Annotated in this window: 17 protein-coding genes and 3 pseudogenes; 11 read left to right on the top strand and 9 right to left on the bottom strand. The window is 49.8% G+C overall.

The genetic code is table 11. From position 1 onward, the window contains the following. Window positions 1–26 precede the first annotated feature (26 nt). Together HPY30_01025 and HPY30_01020 are read right to left on the bottom strand one after the other, a co-directional pair. Window positions 27–764, bottom strand: coding sequence for an ATP-binding protein (locus HPY30_01025; protein ID QYZ67855.1), 738 nt, complete (start codon window positions 762–764; stop codon window positions 27–29). Between the two features lie 14 nt (window positions 765–778). Then, a complete protein-coding gene (locus HPY30_01020; protein QYZ64694.1) occupies window positions 779–2,323 on the bottom strand; it encodes an IS21 family transposase in 1,545 nt (514 codons plus the stop codon). 195 nt (window positions 2,324–2,518) lie between these two features. Here HPY30_01020 and HPY30_01015 point away from each other — a divergent pair. The 4 genes and pseudogenes from HPY30_01015 to HPY30_01000 all read left to right on the top strand — a co-directional run bounded on the left by HPY30_01015 (window position 2,519) and on the right by HPY30_01000 (window position 7,670). Continuing rightward, a pseudogene (locus HPY30_01015) lies at window positions 2,519–3,853 on the top strand (restriction endonuclease). Beyond that, window positions 3,853–4,869 (top strand): annotated as a pseudogene (locus HPY30_01010) (site-specific DNA-methyltransferase). Before HPY30_01015 ends, HPY30_01010 begins: the two co-directional pseudogenes overlap by 1 nt. Before the next feature lie 219 nt (window positions 4,870–5,088). Further along, entirely contained in the window at window positions 5,089–6,162 is a 1,074-nt protein-coding gene (locus tag HPY30_01005) for an IS630 family transposase (protein QYZ64693.1), read from the top strand. 155 nt (window positions 6,163–6,317) lie between these two features. After that, window positions 6,318–7,670 (top strand): hypothetical protein, encoded by a 1,353-nt coding sequence (locus HPY30_01000; protein ID QYZ64692.1) that lies wholly within the window; start codon window positions 6,318–6,320, stop codon window positions 7,668–7,670. A gap of 114 nt (window positions 7,671–7,784) precedes the next feature. On the opposite strand, the gene HPY30_00995 is transcribed toward HPY30_01000, so the two are convergent. After that, window positions 7,785–9,137 carry an IS1182 family transposase gene (locus HPY30_00995; protein ID QYZ64691.1) on the bottom strand — a complete coding sequence of 451 codons (1,353 nt, stop codon included), beginning with the start codon at window positions 9,135–9,137 and terminating at the stop codon, window positions 7,785–7,787. 344 nt (window positions 9,138–9,481) lie between these two features. Between HPY30_00995 and HPY30_00990 the strand changes: the two genes are divergently transcribed. Genes HPY30_00990 through HPY30_00980 form a run of 3 tightly spaced genes read left to right on the top strand, consistent with a single transcriptional unit; the run spans window position 9,482 to window position 15,400 of the window. Then, on the top strand, window positions 9,482–11,587 hold the full coding sequence (locus tag HPY30_00990) for a UvrD-helicase domain-containing protein (GenBank protein ID QYZ64690.1): 2,106 nt from the start codon (window positions 9,482–9,484) through the stop codon (window positions 11,585–11,587). A gap of 2 nt (window positions 11,588–11,589) precedes the next feature. Next, window positions 11,590–13,659, top strand: a complete 2,070-nt coding sequence (locus HPY30_00985; protein QYZ64689.1) for an ATP-dependent endonuclease — start codon at window positions 11,590–11,592, stop codon at window positions 13,657–13,659. Beyond that, a complete protein-coding gene (locus HPY30_00980; GenBank protein QYZ64688.1) occupies window positions 13,652–15,400 on the top strand; it encodes an ATP-dependent helicase in 1,749 nt (582 codons plus the stop codon). Before HPY30_00985 ends, HPY30_00980 begins: the two co-directional genes overlap by 8 nt. 145 nt (window positions 15,401–15,545) lie before the next feature. Here HPY30_00980 and HPY30_00975 read toward each other — a convergent pair whose 3' ends face one another. The 3 genes from HPY30_00975 to HPY30_00965 form a co-directional block, all read right to left on the bottom strand. Then, window positions 15,546–16,688, bottom strand: a complete 1,143-nt coding sequence (locus tag HPY30_00975; GenBank protein ID QYZ64687.1) for a hypothetical protein — start codon at window positions 16,686–16,688, stop codon at window positions 15,546–15,548. Between the two features lie 37 nt (window positions 16,689–16,725). Then, entirely contained in the window at window positions 16,726–17,973 is a 1,248-nt protein-coding gene (locus HPY30_00970) for an IS701 family transposase (GenBank protein QYZ64686.1), read from the bottom strand. A 753-nt stretch (window positions 17,974–18,726) separates the two neighbouring features. Then, entirely contained in the window at window positions 18,727–19,779 is a 1,053-nt protein-coding gene (locus HPY30_00965) for a Fic family protein (protein QYZ64685.1), read from the bottom strand. Window positions 19,780–20,164: 385 nt separating this feature from the next. On the opposite strand from HPY30_00965, the gene HPY30_00960 reads away from it, so the two are divergent. After that, the gene (locus tag HPY30_00960) at window positions 20,165–20,650 is read left to right on the top strand and encodes a hypothetical protein (GenBank protein ID QYZ64684.1); all 486 of its coding nucleotides are present in this window, start codon (window positions 20,165–20,167) and stop codon (window positions 20,648–20,650) included. A 91-nt stretch (window positions 20,651–20,741) separates the two neighbouring features. Here the strand turns inward: HPY30_00960 and HPY30_00955 are convergent. Then, window positions 20,742–21,554, bottom strand: a pseudogene (locus HPY30_00955) (DUF429 domain-containing protein). 302 nt (window positions 21,555–21,856) lie between these two features. Between HPY30_00955 and HPY30_00950 the strand changes: the two are divergent. From HPY30_00950 to HPY30_00940, 3 genes are all read left to right on the top strand, one after another. Further along, window positions 21,857–22,768, top strand: a complete 912-nt coding sequence (locus HPY30_00950) for a DUF1738 domain-containing protein (GenBank protein QYZ64683.1) — start codon at window positions 21,857–21,859, stop codon at window positions 22,766–22,768. Window positions 22,769–22,903: 135 nt separating this feature from the next. Beyond that, complete coding sequence (locus tag HPY30_00945) at window positions 22,904–23,617, top strand: hypothetical protein (protein ID QYZ67854.1); 714 nt, start codon at window positions 22,904–22,906, stop codon at window positions 23,615–23,617. Then, a complete protein-coding gene (locus HPY30_00940) occupies window positions 23,617–24,270 on the top strand; it encodes a hypothetical protein (GenBank protein QYZ64682.1) in 654 nt (217 codons plus the stop codon). Before HPY30_00945 ends, HPY30_00940 begins: the two co-directional genes overlap by 1 nt. 32 nt (window positions 24,271–24,302) lie before the next feature. Here HPY30_00940 and HPY30_00935 read toward each other — a convergent pair whose 3' ends face one another. Then, window positions 24,303–24,893 carry a mobile mystery protein B gene (locus tag HPY30_00935; GenBank protein QYZ64681.1) on the bottom strand — a complete coding sequence of 197 codons (591 nt, stop codon included), beginning with the start codon at window positions 24,891–24,893 and terminating at the stop codon, window positions 24,303–24,305. Further along, window positions 24,890–25,357 carry a mobile mystery protein A gene (locus HPY30_00930; GenBank protein ID QYZ64680.1) on the bottom strand — a complete coding sequence of 156 codons (468 nt, stop codon included), beginning with the start codon at window positions 25,355–25,357 and terminating at the stop codon, window positions 24,890–24,892. Before HPY30_00930 ends, HPY30_00935 begins: the two co-directional genes overlap by 4 nt. Between the last annotated feature and the right edge of the window lie 91 nt (window positions 25,358–25,448).

Raw genomic sequence — 25,448 nt, 5'->3', positions numbered from 1 at the left:
TTTTTACTTCAAGTGTTCACGATCAGTCAAGTTATGGCTTGCCGCTTCCGTAAAGATTCGCCTTTCAGCGTGATCCGGTGGGCGTTATGCATGAGCCGATCCAGAATGGCATCAGCCAACGTATTATCACCGATGGACTGATACCATTGATTCGTTGGCAACTGGCTGAGGATGGCCGTTGATGTGCTGCCATTTCGGTCATCCATTATTTCCATGAGATCATTTCGCTGTGCAGCGTTGAGCGGCTCCAGTCCCCAGTCATCAAGGATGAGCAAGTCGAGCCTGGCCAGTGTTTGCAGTGCTTTGCTGTAACTGCCATCGGCTTTTGTTTGTGCGAGTTCCAGCAGCAACCGGGATAGTCGATAGTATTTGACCCGGTAACCTTTCATGCAGGCAGCATAAGCCAGCGCACAGGCAATGTAAGTCTTTCCGCTGCCACAAGGACCGGTCAGCAGCAGATTTTGGTTTTTATTGATCCAGTCACATTGCAGTAGACTGGCCACCAGGGATTTCTTCAGCCCTCTGGGATGCTGGTAATCAACGTCTTGAGGGTTGGCTGCTATTTTGAGCTTGGCCGCTTTTAATAAACGCTGTTGCTTGCGATGCTCCCGGTCATTGAGTTCATTATCTGCCAGTATTTGCAGGCGCTCCTCGAAGGACAGGCCCTCGTAAGTGCCAGGCTGCTCCTGCTGAGTTACCAGTGCGTTGGCCATGCCACTGAGCTTGAGTTGTCGTAACTGTGTAATGGTTTGATCTAACATTATGGTTTCCTTTGGGTTTAGTGGAAGCTCTTCGGGCCACGGATGTTTTCATGTGACTGGGGTAATAAAGAGAGCTGCTCTTTTGATGCCGGCAGCAGTTGATCCTGATTGCTTTGCAGGATGGATTTGATCTGCTTTAAGCGATAAAGCTGGTGATGATTGGCAATCGCACATGCTTTATTCAGCCGGTCAGGTTCGTATTTTCTGGATAGATTCAGCAGACCCAGGCAGACACGGTATGCCTGCTGCTCATGTTGCTTTTGAGCCAGTATGCTTTTTACCCAGATGAGAACCTCATCACCCAGATCCTTGGCCCAGTTCATCAACCGTCCAGCAGACCATTGATGATGTTTCTCATGTTTTTTGGGCATGTGGTCAGGAACGGTGGTCATGCCATGGCAGTATTTTCGTACATGGCTGGTCACCCGCTTGTTGTGGAAGAAGATCTCTACCAGTTTGTCTTTGGTATGGATTTCCAACTGCTCACCAACCAGCTGATGGGGCACAGAGTACAGATGCTTTTCATACTGCACATGGTAATCCACGTTGACCTTCACCTTTTTAATATAGGTATATTCATAGGTGTGCTTCGGCAATGGAGACAGAGCAGTCTTGTCGATTGACTGGAACCATTCCTGACGTGAACCTTCCAGTTGTTTAAAAGGTTTTTTGTTAACGTCAGCCAACAAGGCAACGATACATTGGTTCAACTCGGCCAGGGAGAAGAAGGTATGGTGGCGTAAGCGAGCCAGTATCCAGCGTTCGATGATTTGCACACCCACTTCTGCCTTGGCTTTATCCTGTGGCTTTCTGGGGCGAGCCGGCATAATGGCGGTACCGTAATGTGCACCCAGTTGTTCGTAACTGGGGTTGAGGTCCGGATCGTGACGGCAGGCTTTGGTAACGCCGCTTTTTAAGTTATCCGGAACCACTAATTTTGGAACACCACCGATAAAAGCGAATGCTCTTGCATGACTGGCCAGCCAGTCTGGCAAGCCCTGTGTCCAGGTAGCTTCTGCAAAGGTGTAATTGGAGGCGCCTAGTACCGCGACAAAGATCTGGGCAAAGCGCACTTCACCGGTATCACCTTGAACAATTGGTACGGTCTGGCCTGCATAATCCACGAACAGTTTGTCACCGGCCTTATGGGTCTGGCGCATGGAGCGTTTTTGTTTTTTTAGCCACTCACTGTATAAGTGGCAATACTGCGGATAGCTGTAACTGCGGTTGGGGTATTGCTGGGCATATTCTTCCCAGAGCAGGTGCTTGGTGACATGTTTAAAATGCAGTTCCTTATAAACATCTTTCCAGTCTGGCAACTGTAACGATCCAGAGGTTCGTGTGTCTGATTCAGGATAAATGGCATTGGCTAACTGGCGATCATCCAGTTTTTCGATAGCCTCCCAGTCCAATCCCAGTTCATGAGCTTTGCAGGTGATTTTTTGCACTGCACCCAGGCTGAGGCGCAGACTGTCCCGGATTTGCCGCATGCTGAGCTGGGCAGACAACCGGAGTCTTAATATCTCTCTTAATTTACGCATTGATAGTCTCTTTGTTGGCATCGCCTTCCCCGGTCAAAACGGGCAAGGTTAGCAAGGCTTTATCAATGTGTGGAAAGGGTTTCTGGCATCGTGAACGGTGATTCTGGTGAAATGCCAAAAGCGTTCACGTTCGTCCAGAATAGGTGTTCACGATGGATCAGAATCAGTGTTCATGATGGGCCAGAATCAGTGTTCATGATGGGCCAGAATATGCATGCTGGCGATGTGGGAGAAATATCGGATGCAGAACTCCTGCGGGAGGTTATGAACACAGTCGGTAAAAAAGACCGATTGGGTGAACAGGTGCGCTGTGTTGTCTCCGTCTCCATGCTGACAGAAGGCTGGGACACTAACACGGTCACGCATATCCTCGGCATTCGAGCTTTCGGCACCCAACTCCTCTGTGAGCAGGTCGTCGGGCGAGGGTTGCGCCGCTATTCTTATGAGTTGAACAGCGAGGGTCTGTTCAATGTGGAATATGCCGACATCATGGGTATTCCCTTCGACTTTACGGCTAAGCCACAAGTCGCTCCGGTTAAACCGCCCAAGAAGACGACTCGTGTTGCAGCTGTCAAGGAACGGGCCTCACTTGAAATCATCTTCCCTCGTGTTACCGGTTATCGTGTCGATCTCCCGGAAGAGCGACTATCTGCGAATTTTACCGACGATTCAACATTTGTACTTACCCCGGACTTGGTCGGTCCTGGCCAGACACTGATGGAAGGTATTGTCGGTGAAGGTGTGATGATTTCCGCCGCAGACGCACAGGCCAAGCGACCCAGCACCATTGCCTTCGATCTCGCCAAGCTCCTCCTTTATAAATACTTCAAGGATGAAGACGGTGAACCAAAATTGCATCTTTTCGGCCAAGTGAAACGCATCGCTCGCCAATGGATCGATGAAGGTTATCTGGATTGCAAGGGCGATACCGGACGGTGGATGCTGGAATATCTTGATATCGGCAATCAGGCGGCTGAACGCATCTACAACGCCATTGTCAATTCCATTGGTGATAAACGGAAGGTGAAGGCCGTTCTTGATCCTTACAATCAAAAATCATCCACGGCTAACGTAGGTTTCTCAACGACCAAAGATTTATGGACGACAGCAGCTAATAAGTGCCATATCAATTACGTAGTTTTGGGTAGTGACTGGGAGGCGGAGTTCGCACGCGTCGCTGAGCAGCATCCAAACGTCATATCCTATGTGAAGAATCAGGGCTTAGGGTTAGAAATTCCCTATAAAGATGGATCTATGGCCCGTATCTACGTACCCGATTTCATTGTCCAGATTGATGATGGCCATGGTCCAGATGATCCACTTCATCTCATCGTTGAGGTAAAGGGCTATCGCCATGAAAATGTGAAGTTGAAATCGGAGACCATGCGTACACAGTGGATACCCGGCGTCAATAATCTGGGTTCATTTGGTCGTTGGACTTTTGAAGAGTTCAATGATGTCTTTGAAATGGATAAAGAATTCAAAGCGCTGATAGACAAGGTGCTGAAAGAGTATAGCGAAGAAGCAAAACAAGAAGCGGGAGTAGTCTGATGGCAAGGAGAACAAAAAAGGGGGCAAAACAGGTTGAAACGCTGACCCATGATGAGGCTACACGGAAGAATATCCCGACGGCAGAATTGCAATCCGCGGCACAGCGTGCGGAGGAGATCAATCCTTTTGAGCCAGTGACCTATCTGCGTGAAGACCCGTTGCCTGAAGGTGAAACCCGCCCTCGTGATGAAGATCTGGACCCACAGATTATTTGGAAAGGAGCAACCCTACGGCTGAGTCCAGAACAGATTGAGCAGCTTACCGATACTGGAAAGCTTGAAATCGGCGATGCGCAGCTCGTGTGGCGCGGCAAGGATCAGCAGGACTGGTCCGACCTCGTGGTGCATGCCCCGCCCCTTTACATACAGGAAAAAGTTCACCCCAAGGCCATTATTGATGACCTGAAAAGGCAGACGAAGGAACGAAAGGATGAGCAGTCCGGCACCTTCGACCTATTCGGCGATTTTAACGGCATCGATGCGGAAGCCAAGACCGAGTTCTACCAGCACGACCAGCACTGGTCGAACCGTATGATTCTGGGTGATAGCCTGCTAGTAATGGCAAGCCTTGCTGAACGTGAAGGTCTGCGGGGCAAGGTCCAGTGTATCTTTTTCGATCCACCATACGGAATTAAATTTAATTCAAACTGGCAGGTCTCCACTCGCTCGCGCGACGTTAAAGATGGGAAGCTGGAGCAAATTACACGGGAACCGGAACAGGTCAAAGCTTTTCGCGACACATGGGCTGACGGCATCCATTCATACCTCACCTATCTACGTGATCGTCTCACTGGCATGCGCGATTTGCTAACTGAGAGCGGCTCTATCTTCGTCCAGATCAGTGATGAGAATGTACATCGTGTTCGTGCCCTGATGGATGAAATATTTGGTGAAGAGAATTTTGTTAATACGATAATTTTTAAGAAAAAGAGTTCAACTACACCTACGGATGCAGTGAATGACTATTTACTTTGGTATTCTAAAAAGCGAGAACAATTAAAAATTCGTCAACTTTTTTCACCAAGAAGAGAACCTGGCAGCGGTTCAAAGATGACAGCTCTTTTATGGAGGACTGGTAAGTTTCTACAGAAGTCTAACTATAGTGAGGCAGATGTAGGTTCATTATTAGAAAAAGGAGCAGAATGGGGACGGGTCGATTATCCAATAGTAAGCCAGCACCCTAGTGGGCCATGCGTAAAATAATGTAACTAAAACGTTAACGGTGTAAAATATGGAATGCGTTTACCTAAGACATTTCAGATTACTGATAAAGCCGCTGGGATTTTAAAAGAGTGGTGCCGATCAACAACCCTTCCTCATGGCCAGATCATGAGAGCCAAGATTATTTTACAACTCAGTGAAGGGATGACACCGATGGAAGTTGCAACTGCCCAAAGGACATCAGCGAAGACAGTGCACCGCTGGCGAAATCGATTTGAGGCCGAAGGCGTTGATGGACTACTTGAAAGAGTCCGTTGCGGACGTCCTACGGTCATAGACAAGGCGACTGTCGACAAAGTTCTATTTCTGACCACAAAAAGAATTCCACAGGAATCTACACATTGGAGCATCGAGTTAATGTCTCGATACGCAGAAGTGACACCTTGGCAGGTTCGTCAGATCTGGAAGGCTGCAGATCTGCGTCCACACCGGCTGAAAACGTTTAAGATCAGTAATGATCCTGAGTTCGCTGATAAAGTCATTGATATTGTCGGTCTGTATATGAATCCTCCTGAGAATGCAGTTATTCTCAGCGTGGATGAGAAGACGCAGATTCAGGCATTGGATCGTACCCAACCTGGACTACCATTGAATCCGAGCCGGATCGGCAGTCGCACTCATGATTACAAAAGACACGGCACCACCAGTCTTTATGCTGCATTTAACACACTGACTGGAAAAGTGATTGGCAAAGTTTCGGATCGAACGAACAGCAAAAAATTTCTATCTTTTCTGAAACTACTTGATAGACGCACGCGTGCAGACCGAGAATTGCACATCATTATGGATAATCTGAGTGCTCACAAGACAGAGGCTGTTCGAGAATGGGTGGCCTCCCGACCGCGCATCCACCTTCATTTTACGCCAACCAGTTCATCATGGCTCAATGCCGTGGAAGGCTGGTTCTCGCAACTTGAGCGACGTGCGTTATACCGAGGGGTGTTCACCAGCGTTCCAGAACTAAAGACTGAGTTGGAGCGGTTCATCAAGGTTCATAACAGGGAGAGCGCAAAACCCTTTAAATGGACTAAACCTGCCAGCCACATTCTGGCGGCTGTTGGGCGTGCAAAGAAATCATTACAGAATTAACCGCATGTCCCACTAGTAAGACTAGAAGTCAGGACTATATTTTCCGCGGTCAAGCTAAAATTTGTGGCGCTAACAAACAGTGGCGCTTTGGATTAAAGGATGGGCTTCCTAGATTACAGAAAGCCAATCGTCTTTTTGATGGAAAGGGAAAGTCCATGGGAGGGGTAGTCTATTGGAATGACTGGAACTACGAAAGTTTTTCAAATATATGGATTGATATGCACAGCGAAAACCATCCTGTTTATGTAGTGCAAACAAGCCCACGGGTGATAGAACGTTGCTTAATGATGACCACTGATCCTGGTGACTTAGTATTTGACCCTACCTGTGGTTCAGGCACCACGGCTTATGTTGCGGAACAATGGGGAAGGAGATGGATTACACTTGATACATCGCGTGTAGCGCTTGCACTGGCGCGGTCACGTCTTATGGGTGCCCGGTATTCATACTATTATCTTTTAGATAGCATGGAAGGGCGTGAAAAAGAGCAATATATTACAGGTAAGATTCAACCAAATACACCTACACACGGTGATATTCGTCAAGGTTTTGTTTATAAGCGTGCCCCGCATATCACGCATAAGTCTATTGCGAGCAATGCCGAAATAGACGTTATTTGGGAGGATTATCAGGAAAAACTGGAACCTCTGCGCACGAAGTTGAATAAGGCTGTTGGCGAGAAATGGGAAGAATGGGAAATTCCTCGTGATACCGGCGAGGATTGGCCTGACTCCGCCACAAATGCCCATGCAGAATGGTGGAAACTGCGAATTGCACGCCAGAAAGAAATCGATAAATCTATTGCACAAAAGGCGGATGTAAAACTCCTTTATGACCAGCCCTACGAGGATACGTCCAAAGTCCGTGTAGCCGGTCCCTTTACTGTTGAAAGTTTATCCCCGCACCGCGTTGTTCCTGCGGATGATGAAGAGTTGATCAACGTTGCTGAAGGTAGGCGGGAGCGTGAAGATGCTCCGCTCAATGACTTCACGCAAATGGTAATCGAAAATCTGAAATCGGCTGGTGTTCATCAGGCCGCCAAGGATGATCGGATCACCTTCACCGGCATCGATGGTTGGCCTGGCAGTTTCATTGCCGCCGAAGGCCGGTTCATGGAGGGCGAAACAGAAAAAAGGTCAGCCATCTTCATCGGCCCTGAATTTGGAACCGTGACTCGTGCTGACCTGACGGCAGCAGCACGTGAAGCCCTGGATGCCCGGTTCGATGCATTGATCGCCTGTGGCTTCAACTTTGATGCCCATACATCGGAACTGACCAAACTAGGCCCGCTACCTATCTTGAAGGCCAAGATGAATCCCGATCTGCACATGTCGGAGGAATTGAAAAACACAGGTGCAGGCAATCTGTTTGTTGTTTTTGGCGAGCCCGATATCAAATGGGATTTCGATTGCGACGGCAACATCGTCGTCGAAGTGTTGGGGGTTGACGTATTCGACCCAAAAACTGGCGAGGTACACGCTAGGAGTCTGTCGGGTTTGATCCATTGAGCCAGGGATATTTTCCGGCCCACCGTGTTTTTCCCATAATCGCTGCCTCTGTAGGAATATAAGCCCTATGTAGGGCAGTGAATTATGAAAGACTGACCTATCCTTGTCGATATCTCAGCCTGCCAGCGCATGCATCCGCTTCAGGTTCCATGCCGTACATACCAGATTCCATTCACCTTGCGCTGAATCACTCCCTCGAAGGTGAAATTGCCGAAATCCCATTACTTCTTTGATAATGCCGAAGACGGTCTCAACTGTCGATTTCCGTGTGGCATACACGGCCTTGCCTTCCGGTGTACTGAGTCGATGCCTCATTCGGGTTAACATATCGGCATCTTCCGGGCAGGGCGGCACCTGTTTCAGCCGCTCTTCCAGCGGCAGGTTGTGCTGTTCGCGGCTATCGGAGAGGTAGGGGGTGATCTCCTGTGCTTCACAACGATTGACATTCTCTTCACTGAAGTAACCCGTATCCGCCAACAGACCTTGTGGTTTTCCCAGCTGCTCTTCTGCTGCCTTCAGTTGTGCAAGTGCAGGTTCTATTTCCTGTTTGTCATTGGGTTGCTGGGTAATATGGTTCTCCACGATCAGGTGGGTACCGGTATCAACTGCCGCTTGGGCGTTATAGGCCTGAACAAACCCTTCCGATGAGGGCATGATGCGTGACTCCTCATCCGTGAAATTGACTTGGTCTTTTTCCTGTGGACCTTCTTCTGGCGGCTTTGGCACTCTACCTCTGGCCTTCTTCCCTGTCTTTTCCTCTCGTTCCTTACGCCGCTTCACCTTCTCTTCGTATTCCGCCCGTTCTTTTTCAAAGCGCTCACGCGCTCTTCGTTCGATCTCTTTCTTAGCCTTGGCTATCGCAGCAAGCCGGTCCTCACGACGTTTGAGTTCCTCTGGAATATCCAGTTCCGGCTCTTCTTCTGCATCGGCCTGTTCGGCCTTTTTCAGCAACAGCTCGACTTCACGATGAAGCTGCTCTTCAAGCTTGTTGGCATACCCCCAACTCATCGCCTTGTGTTTGCTGGCATTGGCCTTGACCTTTGTCCCATCCAAACTCACATTGCCTATCTTCAAAAGACTCATCGCCTTGGCTATCACTAATATCTGGACAAAGAATCCCTTCAACTCCTTGAGAAAGCGTTTGCGAAAGGTGGCGATGGTGTCATGGTCTGGATGGCTGTCTGCCGTAATGAACCGGAAGGCCACGGAGTCGTAGGTGGCTTGCTCCAACTTTCGGCTGGAGAATACGCCGGTTGCGTAACCGTAGAACAGCAGTGAAAGCAAAATGGCTGGATGGTAGGGCGCTTTTCCTCCGCCACCGTATTGAGATTCCAGCTCTTTCAGATCCAGCTGTTCTACGATGTCCACGATAAATCGCGCCAAATGGTTCTCTGGTAGCCAGTCCTGTAATGAGGGCGGCAACAGATAGGGGGTGTCTCGATTAATCGTGCGGAATTTATCTGACATACTGACTTCGGTTCGTTATTCTTTGGCTTACAGTATTTTATCAAATGGGACTGGTTAAATCCGACAGACTCCTAGCGGCAAGAACGATATCGCCGCATGGTTTATCGATACTGATTATAACGAGGAAAGTTTCTTTGTTCGCCACGCCTATTTTATGGGTGCGAACGATCCCTACAAATCGTTAAAGACGAGCCTGAAGGCAGAGATAGACAAGGAAGCCTGGGAAACACTCTATCGCGAAAAATCACGACCATTTGGACGACCATCAACCGGTCGATTCGCTGTCAAAGTCATCAACCATTTTGGTGACGAAGTCATGAAAGTGTTTGGGGTGTAGGGGAGCTATGCAATTTCGGATCGCAGATAGTTTCACTAAAGCATTGGGCAAGTTGAATGCCCAGGAACAGTCCGCTACAAAAATCACTGTATTTGATTTGCAGCAGGACTCATCAGCACCTGGACTGAAGTTCCATCGTATCGACAAATCGAAAGATCCGAATTTCTGGTCAGTCCGTTCGAATCGCGACATTCGTGTGATTGTTCATAAGACTGCCGCAAGTTTCCTGATTTGCTACGTTGATCACCACGATGACGCCTATAAATGGGCAGAACGTCGCCGGATTGAGACGCATCCTAAGACCGGTGCAGCTCAGATCGTTGAAGTACGTGAACGGGTTGAAGAGATTGCAGCCCCCGTTTATGTGATACCTGAGCCGCAAGTAGTTACTACCAACAGCATTCCTCCTGAAATACCTCAGTTACCTCTGTTTAGCGATCTTTCAGAAAAAGATTTGCTTGGCGTTGGTGTACCACAAGACTGGGTTACAGATGTTCTTCAATCGTCAGAGGACTTATTTTTTGAGCTGACAGATCACATACCAGCGGAAGCTGCAGAGGCCTTGCTCGATTATGTGACGACGGGAGTGCTGCGCCAGCCTGAAGTGGCTATTGTTGGTGAAAGTCCTTTTGATCATCCTGATGCTCAGCGTCGTTTCCGTGTGTTGGAGGATGTGGAAGAGTTGGAGCGGGCGCTCGAATATCCATGGGATCAATGGGCGATATTTTTGCATCCTTCTCAACGGCGTGTGGTGGAACAGGAATTCAGTGGCCCGGCCCGTGTGTCAGGTTCGGCGGGAACCGGGAAAACGGTTGTGGCACTCCATCGTGCCGCCGCTATTCTGAAGAAGGACAAGCAAGCCAAAGTCCTACTGACAACATTTTCTTCACCATTGGCCAATGCGCTTGAGCATAAACTTCAGATGTTAACTGGCAAAAGTGGGTCTGATGGTTCACTGGTAACGATCTTGCCCTTTGAAGGTGTGGCTTATGATCTGTTTACACTTGCTTTTGGCCATACACCACGTGCAGCAACGAGGAAGCATGTCAGAGGGGCACTTGAGACAGCAGTAAAGGAACTGGGGCTTTCAGGTTTCACTCTGCGGTTTCTCGTTTCAGAATGGAATAATGTCATCGATGCGTGGCAAATCGACACTTTGGATGCATATCGCGACGTGCCGCGCCTGGGTCGCAAGAATCGTATGGGTTCAAAGCAAAGAGAGCGTGTCTGGCCAGTATTTGTACGAGTGCGAGAACTGCTAGAGGCTCAGGGTCTTAATTCATGGTCTGGAATCTTCGGTAAAGTTACGGCTCATTATGCGGTGCGTGAACACAAACCTTTTACCCATATCATCGTCGATGAAGCGCAGGATTTGGGTGTGCCAGAATTACGTTTGCTTGCGGCTATTGCCGACCAAAGTCCTGCAGCGTTGTTTTTTGCTGGCGATCTTGGACAGCAGATATTTCAGGAACCCTTCTCTTGGAAGGGGCTTGGTGTTGATATTCGTGGGCGATCCCAAACCCTTACTGTAAATTACCGTACATCACATCAAATTCGCCAAACCGTGGACAGACTATTGCCGCCACTCGTGCGGGATGTGGATGGTATCGAAGAAGACAGAAGAGGGACTGTTTCTGTGTTCAATGGTCCTGACCCGGATGTAAAGATATCTGATGATAGCAATCAGGAAAATAAAGGGGTTGTCCTTTGGATTGACGCGGTCATTGATGAGGGAATTGAACCAGAAGAAATCGGTATTTTCGTGCGCAGTAACAATGAGCTGCACCGGGCTCGTGCTGTAGTGAAACTGGCCGGGCAAACGCCATTGGAACTATCCGACCGCGTGGAGAGTCGTGATGGGCGAGTCTCCATAGGCACCATGCATCTTGCCAAAGGCCTTGAATTCAAAGCTGTAGTGGTCATGGCATGTGATGATGACATTCTGCCATTACAGAAGCGTATCGAAAATGTCGCCGATGAATCTGAGCTGGATGATGTGTACGAGACAGAACGCCATTTGTTCTATGTGGCTTGTACCCGCGCAAGAGATCGGCTTTTAGTGACGGGCGTGGGTCCCGCTTCCGAGTTTTTTGAGGATATTAAGGAGAGCTAGATTTGTATTTAGAACGGGTATTGCTCAAGAATTTTCGACTGCTAAGAGATGTTGATCTCGCGCTCGAAAACAATGTCACACTTGTTGTTGGACGCAACAACAGCGGGAAAACATCCCTTTCTGAAGTGATAAGACGCTTTACTTCCGACAAAAATGCATCCTTCCAAATCCAGGATTTCTCTGTCGCCAGCTACGATGATTTTTGCAAAGCGGTTAAAGCGAAGTATGAAGGGAAAGAAGAGCATGAAGTTCGTGCCTTGATTCCATACATTGAGTTACGAATTGTCTTTCAATATGATCCAACCCACCCACAATTTGGACAACTAGGTGAGTTTGTTATCGATCTGGACATGGAGTGCAATGAAGCCCTAGCCGTGATGCGGTATGAGCTGCGCGACGGTGCTATTGAACAGTTGTTTGAGGGCTATCTGGACGATGAATTGGCGCAAGAGAGACGCCCTCAGTTCTTTCATGATCTCGGGGAGCGAATTCCAAAGCTGTATACCGTAGATGTTTGGGCTGAGGACCCCAATGACGGGGAGAACCGTAAATCAAGCAGTCAGGCAGCGGTGAAGGCGCTACTAAAGACAGGATTTATCAATGCTCAACGAGGTCTAGATGATGAAACAATCAAAGAAAGCGACGTGCTGGCAAAGATTCTGGAAGCATTGTTCAGCAACGCATCTTTGGAGACTGCAAATGATGAAGAACGAGTTATAGCGGCAGAGCTTGAAGCGGCTGTAAAATCAATCCAGGAAGATATTGATGGCGATTTTCGGGACAAGCTGGAGAAGCTTCTCCCGACCTTAAACACCCTTGGATATCCTGGGTTGAGTGGGCCTGAGCTGACAACCGAGACAACACTGAATGTTCAAAGGCTATTAACCAACCATACGAAGGTTCGATATCAAGGTCATAGCGGGGTCCTACTACCTGAGTCCTACAACGGGCTAGGGATGCGAAATCTGATATTTATCCTTCTTCAGATTTATCGCTTCTATCGAGATTTTCGTGCCCAACCAGAGGCACCAGGCGTCCATTTAGTGTTTATCGAGGAACCAGAGGCGCACCTTCATCCGCAAATGCAGGAAGTCTTTATTCGTCAGTTAGATGAGATTGTTAAGCAACTCAATGCGCAGCATTCTAAAGAGTCCCCATGGCCGGTACAATTCGTCGTGTCCACGCACGCTTCGCACATCGCTAATGAGGCGAACTTCGAAACCATTCGGTACTTCCTGCCGACCGCCGTTAATGAGTCGGCGGGAGTCTGGAAAACCACGATCAAGGACTTGCGGAGGGGATTGGTCAAGACGACAGATGAGGACAAAAAGTTCCTGCATCAATACCTTACCCTGACCCGATGCGACCTGTTCTTCTCTGATAAGGCTGTCTTGATTGAAGGTACCAGCGAAAGACTGCTTTTGCCCATCATGATTGCCAAGCGAGACGAGGCAGATACTGATGAGCATAAATTGCGGAGTCAGTATATGACAGTCATGGAAGTTGGTGGTGCATATGCCCATAAGTTTTTTGGGCTCCTAGAATTTTTGGAACTTCAAAGTCTGGTCATCACGGACTTGGACCCCGTCGAGAAAAGCGGTGGAAAAAAGTGCTTGGTGCATGAAGCAAAGGCAACAAGCAACGCTTGCATCAAAGATTGGTTTGACGGTGAAGCATGCATCCCGAATGATCTGATATTGAAAAGCGAAGACGATAAAACCAAAGGCCGTGTTCGAATCGCGTACCAAAGCCCCGAGGCTGACGGGGACCCTTGCGGTCGCACTCTTGAAGACGCGTTTATGCTTGCTAATCCAGAAAAATTTAGCGTTACGGGCGAAACCAAGGAAGAGCAGGAGAGAGATGCGAGAGAAAAAGCCGAGCAGCATAAGAAGTCTGAGTTTGCCCTGACACATGCCATTGATCAAACAGATTGGGTAACGCCAGCTTATATCCGGGAAGGATTAAATTGGCTCGCAACAATGCAAGCCTCTCCGCCTGATTTGCCTGGAACACCTGCGGATAGTGATGCCACAGAGGATTCTGTAGCAGCTGAGGGCGTTCCTCATGAATGATGTTGTTGTCCCCTCACAAAACCCAGCGGAGGAAGCAAGCGAGCGTGCTTTAGCGGACGTGCGTGAATGCATTGAGCATGGACAGAGCTTTAAACTAGAAGCCGGTGCGGGCGCAGGAAAGACGTACTCTTTAGTGAAGGCGCTCCAGTACTTGATTGAGCGGGAGGGCAAGCGACTTCCAAAACGCAATCAGCGGATCGCTTGCATTACCTTTACCAATGTCGCAAAGGACGAAATTGAATCTCGGACTGACAGGAGTCCTGTCATCCATTGCGACACAATCCACGCTTTTTGTTGGTCTTTTATTTCTGGTTTTCAGAGTCAACTGAGGGCCTCATTGCCCGAAATTGACAAATGGGGGGAACGCATTGAAGAGGTTGGTGGTGCGGGTTCGCGTCGCGTCGAGTACACTCTTGGACATCGCGGCATCACAGATAGCGCCATTTCTATCCATCATGACGATGTCTTGGTGTTGACGATCAAGCTGATGTCCTTTGAAAAATTTCGACGCATTCTCGTCCATCAATATCCAATCGTTCTCATTGATGAATATCAGGATACGGATGCCGAATGGATGGAGACCATCAAAACTCATTTTCTTGGACAAGCCGACGCGCCGTTATTGGGCCTTTTTGGTGATCACTGGCAAAAAATATATGGAAATGGTTGTGGTGAGGTAACACACTCTACCCTGAGGGAAATCGGGAAAGAAGCCAATTTTCGATCCGTCCCAGCAATAGTCGACTGTTTGAACCGGATGCGCCCCTCGCTTCCCCAGTTCGTTGTTGATCCGGAAGCCGAAGGAGAAGTTCATGTGTTCCATACGAACGCTTGGGAAGGAGAACGCCAAAAGGGCGCTCACTATGGAGGCGATCTGCCCCCTGAAGTGGCGAGCGCTGCGCTGTTATCGGTGAAAGAGCAACTGACTCGAGCAGGATGTGATTTAGATGCATCGAAAACGAAGATACTCATGCTTACGCACAGAGGCTTAGCAACACAGCAAGGTTACGACAATCTTCTCAAAGTCTTTCGTTATAACGATTCACTGACCAAGAAAGAAAATGACCATATTGCGTTCTTTGCGAATCACCTGGAGCCTGCCTGTGAAGCATTCCATCATAAACGTTATGGCGAGATGTTCACTGCGCTAGGCGCTAATAAAAAATACGTATTCAAACTCGCCGACAAGGCAAGCTGGGCGCAATCGATGGAAAAACTCTTGGAGTTGCGGGAGAGCGGTACGGTTCGTGATGTGATCGTCCATCTACGCGAAACACGGTTACCTCAGTTGCCCGATGCGGTAGAGCGTTTGGAGCAAAAGCTAGAAGAATTTGACCACGATGGAGAAGAGGAGACGCCTCGCTCCCTAAAAGAACTCGCAGCGCTACAACAGGTTCCATACCAGGAAATTGTCTTGGCATCGAGATATCTTGAAGGCCACACCCCTTTTGAGACAAAACATGGCGTCAAGGGTGCGGAATTTGAGAACGTCCTTGTAGTCATGGGGCGGGGGTGGAACAGGTACAATTTCGATCAGATGCTATCCAATGCTCGCGACGAAACTAAAATGGCAGAGAAAGACAGAAAAAGATTTGAGGATAACCGGAATCTTTTTTACGTTGTTTGCTCTCGCCCGCAAAAAAGATTGGCGGCGCTTTTTACCCAACAACTTTCAGATGACGCTCTGCAGACCGTGCAGAATTGGTTTGGCACAGAAAACATCCAGTCGTTAGCCCTTTAATCCGGTGTCATATAATAATTAGGTGTAGGACCTGTCTCGCTGATCCGTTTTCTGTTTCCAGTCAGAAGCAAAAACTATATATCGCTGTATTTATGGGGTAGATACAGTGGTGGTGATACTGCGAGTGTCTATGAGTTATCGGACGTCAGATTGATACGCCGATTGCAGACAAGATACGTTTTGTCTCGACATAAAGATACAGCTCGTCATCCTGTGTGATAAGCCGTGCGTGCATTGTGCATATCCTGATCGGGTAGAGCCGCTGGAAGGATTCCTGCACAAAACTTTGGCGCAGAAAAATTGGTTTGAACAAGGTTTCCCAATTGTCCTTTCGTGTAATGATCGGGACATAGTCTGTGAAATCCGCATAGGCGATCAGCGGATGTGCGGGTTCGGCATTGTCCGTGGCTTTCTGTTGTTTTTCGCGCCATGCCTGCCAGATATTCCCCGGCACCCGGTGCTTGATCCAGTTTTCTCCGAATGAGGCCTTCATCTTTTCGTCGATAAATTTTCGAATATGTATCTCAAAGCGTTGTAATCGATCATGCGCAGTATTCGTGCGCTCGAATGCTTCGTTCTCTTCAGTCTCCTCTCGCTCTGGCTGCGGCGTGTACGCTCGAATGACTGGAGGCGGGGTTCCGCGCAGTCCGGCGATGTCGATGCTTTGCTCGAAAGCAGCGATCGGAAATGTGGTGAGGGAAGGATCGAGGCCGCGTTCTTTGTAGAAGGAACTGCGAAGCAGCGGATCAGTGAAAATGTTTGCTGGCCAATCAATCTTTTCACGCCAATCACCAAGATCAATACGAAGCGCCTCGGTAAGCTGCGCATCAAATGTCGGAACCGTGTCGAGGGCAAAACCGATAGTCTGAAGTTCTGCAAACCCCTTCATGGAGCCCAGCTTGTTCTCGATATCGAGCCACGGGCTGCGCATGGATTCAATGGCCTTCTGCAGTGACGCAGATGGTTCGGCAAAACGTGCTAGTGCAAGCGATGTTGAATCATTACGGTAATGTCCAATAAGTTTTGTGGTTTCGCCAATCTTTGGGAGCCGAAATTGCAGTTCTAACTTCTTGGCGATTTTCTGCATTCCTTCGATCTCAGCTGCAAGCTTAGGGGACGGGTCAAATAGAGCTGATCGTTGCAGGTCATCTAAAGGCCCCTTTGCAGCTCGCATCAGGTCTTGATCACGTTTGAGAATTTTCTGTATCTGTCCGAAAGCAGAGTTTTGTTCAAGAGATTTAAAAGCGTCGGAAATTGGAGTGACCTGGCGGCGAAGCTGCTCCTGCAATTCTTCAATGTTCTTAGTTCTACTTTGTCAGATTCCATCACCCGGCAACCGACTGTTCCAGCGTCTGTTTTCGATATTGGGAGTCGATAGCCGCTTGTCGTTTACGATGCCGTTTCGTCATTTGCCGTAGTATTTCATCGCGTTCAATATCTCGCCGTGGCAGGAAGGCACGCAATAGCGATTCGATGTCTGAACAACTGAGTAAGGGGTGATCATCTTTTTGCACAATTCGCTCTTCGAGCATGAATAACATCGCCATCATGACCAAGGCCATATGGTGATGCCAGGATTTCCATTTACGGGCCTGATAATCAGCAAGACCTGATTCACTCTTACCATCCTGGAACGAACGCTCAACCCAGAACCGCTGCGCCTGCATCTTTGCAAGACAATGGGATGGCGTTTCTTCCGGTGCATTCGACAAGGTGTATTTAATCGTCTCCGGTGAATTGACCTCTCGTCGTACAATCAGGTGCCATTGATGTGCCTGGGCTTCTTTTCCATCCCAAAGCCAAACCCGATGATGCAGGATCTCGACGCGCAGTTTGCCCTTGCTGCTATCCCGTAATACCACTTGCTGCCACTCGCTGTCCCGTTGCTCATTGAGCCACTGGTCAACGCGCAGACGGGCTGCCTGGGCTTGCAGACGACTTCGACGACGACCGCGCGTTGTCGTGCTCTCCGGTATGAACGGCTGTGGATCTTCCAGGTAGACCTGTTGGTCTTTGTGGATGTCCACCACAAAGGTTTCACCCATCGCCTCCAAACCCCTCAGAAAAGCCGGATCCTTCCCGTATCCCCCATCTGCACCCACCCAGGCAAAACGCAGGCCAAGCGTCCTCTGATGACGCACCATCTCCAGCGCCAACTCTGACTTGCTTTGATGTTTCCGTTCAACTTCCGGGATACCCGCCTTGCGACAGCGAGCCGGGTTCGATACCCACTCTTTGGGTAGATAGAGACGTTCATCTATCAGCGTGGACAAGTGCCCTTTACCCAGTGCTGCGAATACACCAACCTGGCAGTTATCCACCTTGCCCTGGCGGCCATTCCATTGGCGTTTAACCCCCACTGAATGTTTACCCTTCTTGGCAAGGCCACTCTCATCGAGCAACAGACAGGTATCCGCGGTTCCACCCAGCCATTGATCGGCTTCCAGCGCCACTTGGTCTAACACCGCACGATGATCCCACGGGGACTCGGTGAGCATATGCTGGAGACGCTGATCATCTGCGCCTGCAACCACCTCTTCCATGCGTTCCATGTTCTTTCTCTGCGCTTGCATCAGGCCTTTGAGATAGTGTGTGACCGGTTGAAACACCGACCTCGTCTTGCTTCGAAAATGGGATTCAAAGCGGTACTGGAAACGTTGGAATCGCTCCGCTATGCGATCGATTCTACTTATGCGCGTATCAGGTAATTCAAATGACCTTGGTGCTTGTCATTTGATGCTCTTCCTTACGATGATTGCCAAGAAATTCACAGCATATATTTTATATTATTCAGTGAGTTACTTATAGATCTAATCTGACAAAGTAGAATTAGTCGTGTCATCGTTCATGGCGGATCTTTCTGCAAATATGTCAATTTACTTTGGTGTGGCATACAGACGAAGGCCATATATCCTTTGCCAGCGTTATTGTACTACCGCAGCCGCTTTTGTTTGCTAGCATTTGACAGCTTACCGAAAGCTTCTTTGGGACGCAGGAAGGTCAGCCCCCGCTGCCAGCCATGGAGAGCGAAGCGAGGGCTGGTAGTCCCCGGTAGCCGTGAGGCCGCACTGCTTACCCGTCGTGCGTTAGCGCCAGAGGGGAAGCAAAGTAGGCATCCGAACACGGCGTCAAGTCATTGTGAGCTGACTGTGGAGTGGTAACGAGCTTGCGATGTTGTCACGTAGCGGTCAGTGACCAGGACGTCCGGGGCACCAATAGGTTGTCGAAGGCCGAGTCGATTTTGGGGACTTGGATGTCCCAAAATCTATCACGAGGTCAAAGACTCGCTTGAGTGCTGTGCACTGCCCCTGAATCCCACCGGGCAGCTAAACTCGCCCGTACCACGTTCCCTTGCCTTTACCGTGTTGAGCCAAGTGCTGGGTTGACACAAGTGATTGCAGGTGTTTCTTTACTGTATTGCGGTTGGCTCCTGTGATCTGGACGATCTGGCTGACCGTCAATCGTCCATGTTCTTTGACGAGTTCAAGGATTTTGACGGAGAGCTCTGGCAGCGCTTCAACAAGAATTTTCTCACGTTGAATCTTTGTTTCTAGCCGCGCTTTTTGCTTTTGCAGTGCCCGCAAAAAATACACCACCCACGGCTGCCAATCGGGGGAGTCGGTGCGAATGGTGCCTTGGGTATTGCGAAGCGCCAGGTAATAACCTTCTTTGGTTTGCTCTATCACACTTTCCAATGAGCTGTATGGAACATAGGCGTATCCGCAACGCAGAAGCAGTAATGTAGTCAATACGCGCGATAGGCGACCGTTACCATCCTGGAAGGGATGGACCTCAAGAAATACGACTGTAAAGATGGCGATGATCAAAAGCGGATGAAGCTGCTTTTGGTTCAGAGCGTCGCGCACCCATTCTGTGAGCTCAGCCATTAGGCGCGGCGTATCGAAAGGGGTAGCGGTTTCAAAGACGATGCCGATCTCTTGGCCCTCGGCATCGAAGGCGCTTACATTGTTGGGATTGGTCTTGTAGCTTCCGCGATGACGTTCATCCTTGTTGCTGTAGACCAGCAGGTCGCGGTGCAGTTGCTTGATGTGGTTTTCTGTGAGATCGATGGCATCCGCATGGGTGAAGACCGTTTCCATCACTTCTGCGTAACCTGCCACTTCCTGTTTATCGCGCGTATCGAACTTCTTGATTTCGATGTTGGCGAGGAGCTGGCTAACCTCTTGATCTGACAGCTTGCTACCCTCAATCCGGGTAGATGAGCCAATACTCTCGATTGTTGCTACCCGGCGTAGGGCTGATAGGCGCTCCGGGGCCAGAGTGCCCAGAGCCCTCCATGCGCCCTTGAATTCATCCAACTCGGCAATCAGCGAGAGGATTTCTGGGGAGATCTGCAGGGTATCGGTATTCATGCTCATACCCATATAGATATCCAAAAATATCCATAAAGGCAAGGTTTAATCGGCAGTATCCAGAAAAATACCCGTAAATATCCAAAAATTTCGACTTTTGAGCATGCTGTTGGGCTGCTGCGACGGATATGGGGTTTCAGGCTGACAATTAATCCGGAATGTCGAGAGAGGCTGGCGATGTCTTTGGTCAGTGGTCTCCGGCTTTTGTGAAATTTATTGTGGCAACCTTAGCGCGGTCGTCGTCACTTCAAGCCTTCCCTAACGGCTCCAACCATCACCGTGTCCTCGCGTGCGCTGCGGGCCGCATCATGATGGTTTTCGGGCTTTCCGTTCCTCCTGTTTGCCGCGCTTGTCGTGAAGCCACGATTTCACAGCAAGCAGGAGACGAACAATGACTGAATTCTACGCACAACCTTACTCCCTGGATCACACCGGCTTTTACTTCGATAGTATCGAAACCTTTGAAACCGGCATGAAGTGCCTCAAGAAACAAGGTTGTGATGAAGTCGAAATCCAGTTTATAGACGGCGAAGATCATCTGGCAGATCTGGCCAAGGCAGCCAATATTTCTCAGGTAAATATCTACAGTTGGTTTGAAGAGCTTGATGATCTCGATGATACTGCCACCCAACCAATCTGCTTTCTTCTCGATCTCGGCTACGCAGTCAGCGAGGTTTTAGGGCGCTACGAAGATGTCTGTCTCTTTGAGGGCAGCGCCAGCGATTACGCCTACGATCTCATCAACGAAACCACGGAAGTGCCCGAGCACCTTCGCTACTACATCGACTACAAAGCCATAGTGCGCGATATGAAGATCAATGGCGAGATCGTTGAAATCTCCCGCGAACTCATCGTCACAAACGCCCAGGAGTTCTAGCAGGACTGCTGATAGAGTTAGCACAGGTTGCCGGTTCGGCAGCCTGTTTTCGGCTTGTCAGCCCCGGTGCTATGGCACCGTTTATGAATCCCTACCTGAGCGTTGGATCGGCGATCCAGCCTTCCAGCGGATCGGTCGCGTTTGGCACCCCAAACTGGCGGTCGCGCTGTGTCCATGCCCAAGCAGCCTGGATGGCACAAAGCAATGCATCGAGATGATCTGCACCCGGATCATCGGCGAGTTTTTCCGGTGCATGGATACGGATGCCGTGGGATGCCAGCACGCCGTCATTATTTATCTTTCGGAGTATGTCCCTTCTTGCTTCGTATTGTTCTTGTGTCTGCTTGCTCTTCGTGTCCTGCTTGTAGCTGCGACGGCCAATTAGATGACGTGCTAGCACGCCCGGTTAGGCCTCGACAACAATTCTGTTTGGATCGCCCTGCTGTAGTCCTGGAATGGTCACACCGGCATCAAGCAGTCGCGGTGCACCTTCGAAGAACATCAGTCCGACCGGAGTCCCATAGAGTTTTTGCGGGCTGATGGAGCCTGCTGCGATATCCGTTTTTCGGCGGTGTTCTTTGTCGCCTGCGAGTCGGTTAGCCCGATAGTTGTCTAGCTCGTCACGGAAGCCTTTGCGATCAAGCGTCTTTACATAGCCGACGTAACCCTGCCATGTCATGGGCCAGCCGATATTCTCAATGAAAGTCCGCGATTGTCCGAACGGGAAGTCGATTCCGGCAATCCACGGCCCAGGCCTTTCTAATGCGACTTCAAATGCTTCGAAATTCTGCCACTCGGACAGATCACCTATGCGCAGTCTATTGCCTTCTAATACACAGGTGAGACAGGTAATGGGTTTGTTGCGTCTGGGCCTGCTCGTAAAGTCAATGCCGTAGATTTTCATGCGCTCACCTTGGCACGCAATTCAGCATTATTCCAGCCGTTCGTAGGGTCATTCGCCTTTTGTGTTGCGTAGTCCGTCCTCGCCAGGTTGCTCCTTGGTCATTAATTTCTCCGTCTCCTGTTAGCGGTTTTCCTCAATTAGCTACACGTTTCTAGCCGGGATCGCCGGACCGGCAACGGTCTGCCCGCTCCGTTCGCGTTGCTCCCGTGTGGACCGTTTCCCTGACGGTGCCTGTCCGGCTTTCCCCCGTCTTCGATGTTTCGCGTCAATCGGACAAACCGCGAAAGCAAAGGAGACGAACCATGACCAAGAAAAGCACACCCCGGCAGGATGTTTATACCCGCGTCACTAACAAGATCATTGCCGACCTTGAACAAGGCGTCCGCCCCTGGATGAAACCCTGGAACGCAGAGCACGCAGCAGGGCGCATTACCAAACCCCTTCGGCATAACGGCCAACCCTATAACGGCATCAACATCCTGATGCTCTGGTCAGCTGCCGTAACAGAAGGCTACAGTGCATCGATCTGGATGACCTTCCGTCAGACCAAAGCGCTCGGTGCCAACGTTCGCAAAGGCGAGAAAGGCGAACTGGTCGTATATGCCAATACCATCACCCGCACCGAGGAAAATGCCGACGGTGAGGAGGTCGATCACGCCATCCCCTTTATGAAGGGATACACAGTCTTTAATGTCGAACAGGTAGAAGGGCTTCCATCCCACTACTATCAACTTGCCGAGCCGGTTCTTGATCCGGTGCAGCGCATTGATCAGGCGGAAAGTTTCTTTGGCGCGACTGGTGCTGATATTCGCCACGGGGGCAATCAGGCCTACTACGCGGTTCAGGCCGATCGTATTCAGCTTCCGCCCTTTGAAAGCTTCCGTGATGCCGAGAGCTACTATGCCACCCTGGCCCACGAGACCACGCATTGGACACGCCACCCCTCCCGGCTGGATCGCGATTTTGGTCGCAAGCGCTGGGGCGATGAAGGCTATGCCCGTGAGGAACTGGTTGCCGAGCTGGGATCTGCTTTCTTGGCCGCCGAGCTGGGATTGACCCCGGAAGTGCGGGATGATCACAGCGCTTATATTGAGAGCTGGTTGAAAGTCCTACAAAAAGACAAGCGGGCGATCTTTCAGGCGGCAGCCCACGCCCAGCGGGCGGTGGATTACCTGCACAGCTTGCAGAAATCTAAAGGAGAGGTCGCCGCATAGGCCTTCGCCACAGGCTCCTGCCTTCAAGCCGAGGACAGGGGCTTTTTTCAAACGACCGATGCTGGTTTGTAAATATCCTTGGCAGTAAAATGGTAAGTTGCGACTGACTATAAAGGACTGCGGTATGGGTGGATGATGAGTGCATCAAATCAAGAACGGCTCAGCGATCTAATACGCTTCTATTCAATTCTTGAAAAGCTTTCGAAAAAGACAAAAGGACCGCGCCATTTATCCGCTTGTTCTGGTCGTATGGATTGGCCGGGGCGTGGCGTGTATTTTTTTCAGGAGCATGGTGAAGAAAGGCGTGATAGTGGATCAGGCTTGCGAGTAGTTCGCGTGGGCACCCACGCACTGAAGGCGGGATCAAAAACAACCCTTTGGAAGCGACTGTCCCAGCATAAAGGCCCTGTAAAATCTGGCGGTGGCAATCACAGGGGTTCAATCTTCCGTCTTATTGTTGGCACAGCTCTAATGGAGCGTGAACGTCTTGTTTACCCCACTTGGGGAAAGGGCAGTTCCGCACCAAGAGAGATAAGGCAAGGGGAGCACTCCCTCGAAAAACGTGTAAGTGAGGTGATTGGGGATATGCCTTTCTTGTGGCTGAAGATAGACGATGAATCTGGGCCAGATACTTTGCGGGGCTATATCGAGCGTAATGTGATTGCCTTACTCAGCAATCACAATAAGCCAGCTATAGATTCCCCCTCCGGTAAATGGCTGGGCCACCTGTGTAATAGGGAGAAAGTGCGTAGCTCCGGTCTTTGGAATCAAAATCACGTGGATGAAGATTATGATCCTGTGTTCTTGAAAGTATTTGAGCGACTGGTCTCTGAAATGGACGAGAGATAATGAAAATAGTCATTCAGTGTGCCGCTAAAAAACATCCAGACGCTGGGTATATGATGGCAAAGGATGGAAAGCGCATTGTGTTTGTTGCCGATCCTGAAAATGCTCCAGCCAGTGATGAATTCCGATTTGCGCGGCCAGATGGTATTGCGGCCGGTGAGAAGACATGGCGAGAGCTGCTTCTAGAATGCAACCAACAGCCAGACAATAACCCGCTTCATTTACTTCCGGCCTATCGGCTCTATATGAATGGTACTTATGAAGCGCTGGTCAATGCCTATGGCAGGGGTAATATCTATATTCTGTCAGCCGGATGGGGGCTGATTGGTGCGGAATTTCTGACACCAAAATATGACATCACATTCTCTCCAAGCGCAGACTTGTACAAGCGCCGTAAAAAACGCGATCAATATAACGATTTTTGCATGTTGCCAAAGGATTGTGACGAAGAGCTGGTTTTCTTTGGCGGTAAAGACTATCTGCCGCTATTTAGTGATCTGAGTAAAGATTATAGAGGTAAAAGGATAGTCTTTTATAACTCTATAATTGAGCCGAAGGCTCAGGGGTGCAATCTGATACGGTTTGAGACAACCACGAGAACGAATTGGCACTACGGATGTGCAAAGGCCTTTCTCAAAGGGGATATCAAGGCGTAATGCATGGGCATTCCCTCTGAGTTCCGGTCGATCTAGGAACGAACAAAGGCGAGGAGCGGTTCGTAGTCGTGCTGGTCGCCAGCGCGTAGCGCATCTACATAGGCCTGGCGGGTTTCATTGGCATCGACCAGATTTTCACGGCCCCAGGTAAAGCGCAGCTGTCCGAGGGCAACGAGCAGCAAGTCGGTCGCCGTGCGGGCATGACGGCCATTGCCGTTGGGAAACAGGTGTATCCAGACGAGTTTGTGGTGGAAACGCGTGGCGATTTCATCAGACGGAAAGGTGCCGTTTTCTATCCAGAAACGGACATCATCGAGCAGTTGTCTTAGGTCCAAGGGAATGCGGTAGGCATCGACGCCGATGTTTTTGCCGGTCCTGCGATATTTCCCGGCCCATTTCCAGACACGACCAAACATGCGTTTGTGAAGATCGTTTAAGAACTTTTCCGAAAGTACGTCACGCTTTCGATTGAAAGCCCATTCCTCTGCTTCAAGAATATTGGCCTGTTCTGCCTCGTTGAGTTCAGAACGCAGAGTGATGTATGAAGGGATGAGGCCCTCCAGCTCTTCAGGTGAGAGGGGGGTGGATGCATCATCCTGCTCGATTAGAGGATCTTCACTCATACGTCCTCCCACAGTTTGGAGCCACCTTGTGCAATGATTTTATTGACCAGGTTTTTTAGCTGTTCGCTTTCATCCGTTGCATCAACGCCCTGGGCTTCCAGTTTCATACTGTGGCCGGTTGATTCCAGCCGTTTTTTCGCGAGAAGGTGGGCGCGCTCTTCAATGAGCTTTTCGAGCGGTTTTCTGGGAACGAGGGAGTAGACCAAGCGACAGTCGAGGGCTTGGGCGGCACGCTCCAGTGAGTCGAGCGTTATCGATCCTGTGCTTTCTGCTTTTTCGATGGCGACGGCACGGGGCTGGCTGACACCCAGGCGCTTGCCGAGCTGGGCCGTTGTCATACCCAACGCTTCACGAATGGCTTTAATCCAACCGCGTGGCGGGCGTACAAGGCTATCAGCGCTTGGCAGAAGGCTCAGGCGTTTGTCTAGCTGGCGGCGGGCTGTGGCACGATCTTGAGAGCGCATGGTAATAACCTATAAGTTATCGTGGTACACATAATAAATAACGAATAGATTATATAAAGTCAACACTAAAATATCTTAAATGTTATTAATA

Source organism: Gammaproteobacteria bacterium (ex Lamellibrachia satsuma) (genome assembly GCA_019623805.1).
Classification (GTDB): Bacteria; Pseudomonadota; Gammaproteobacteria; order Chromatiales; family Chromatiaceae; genus QGON01.
The sequence above is the reverse complement of the archived record's forward strand: the minus strand, read 5'-3'. Positions and strand labels throughout refer to the sequence as shown.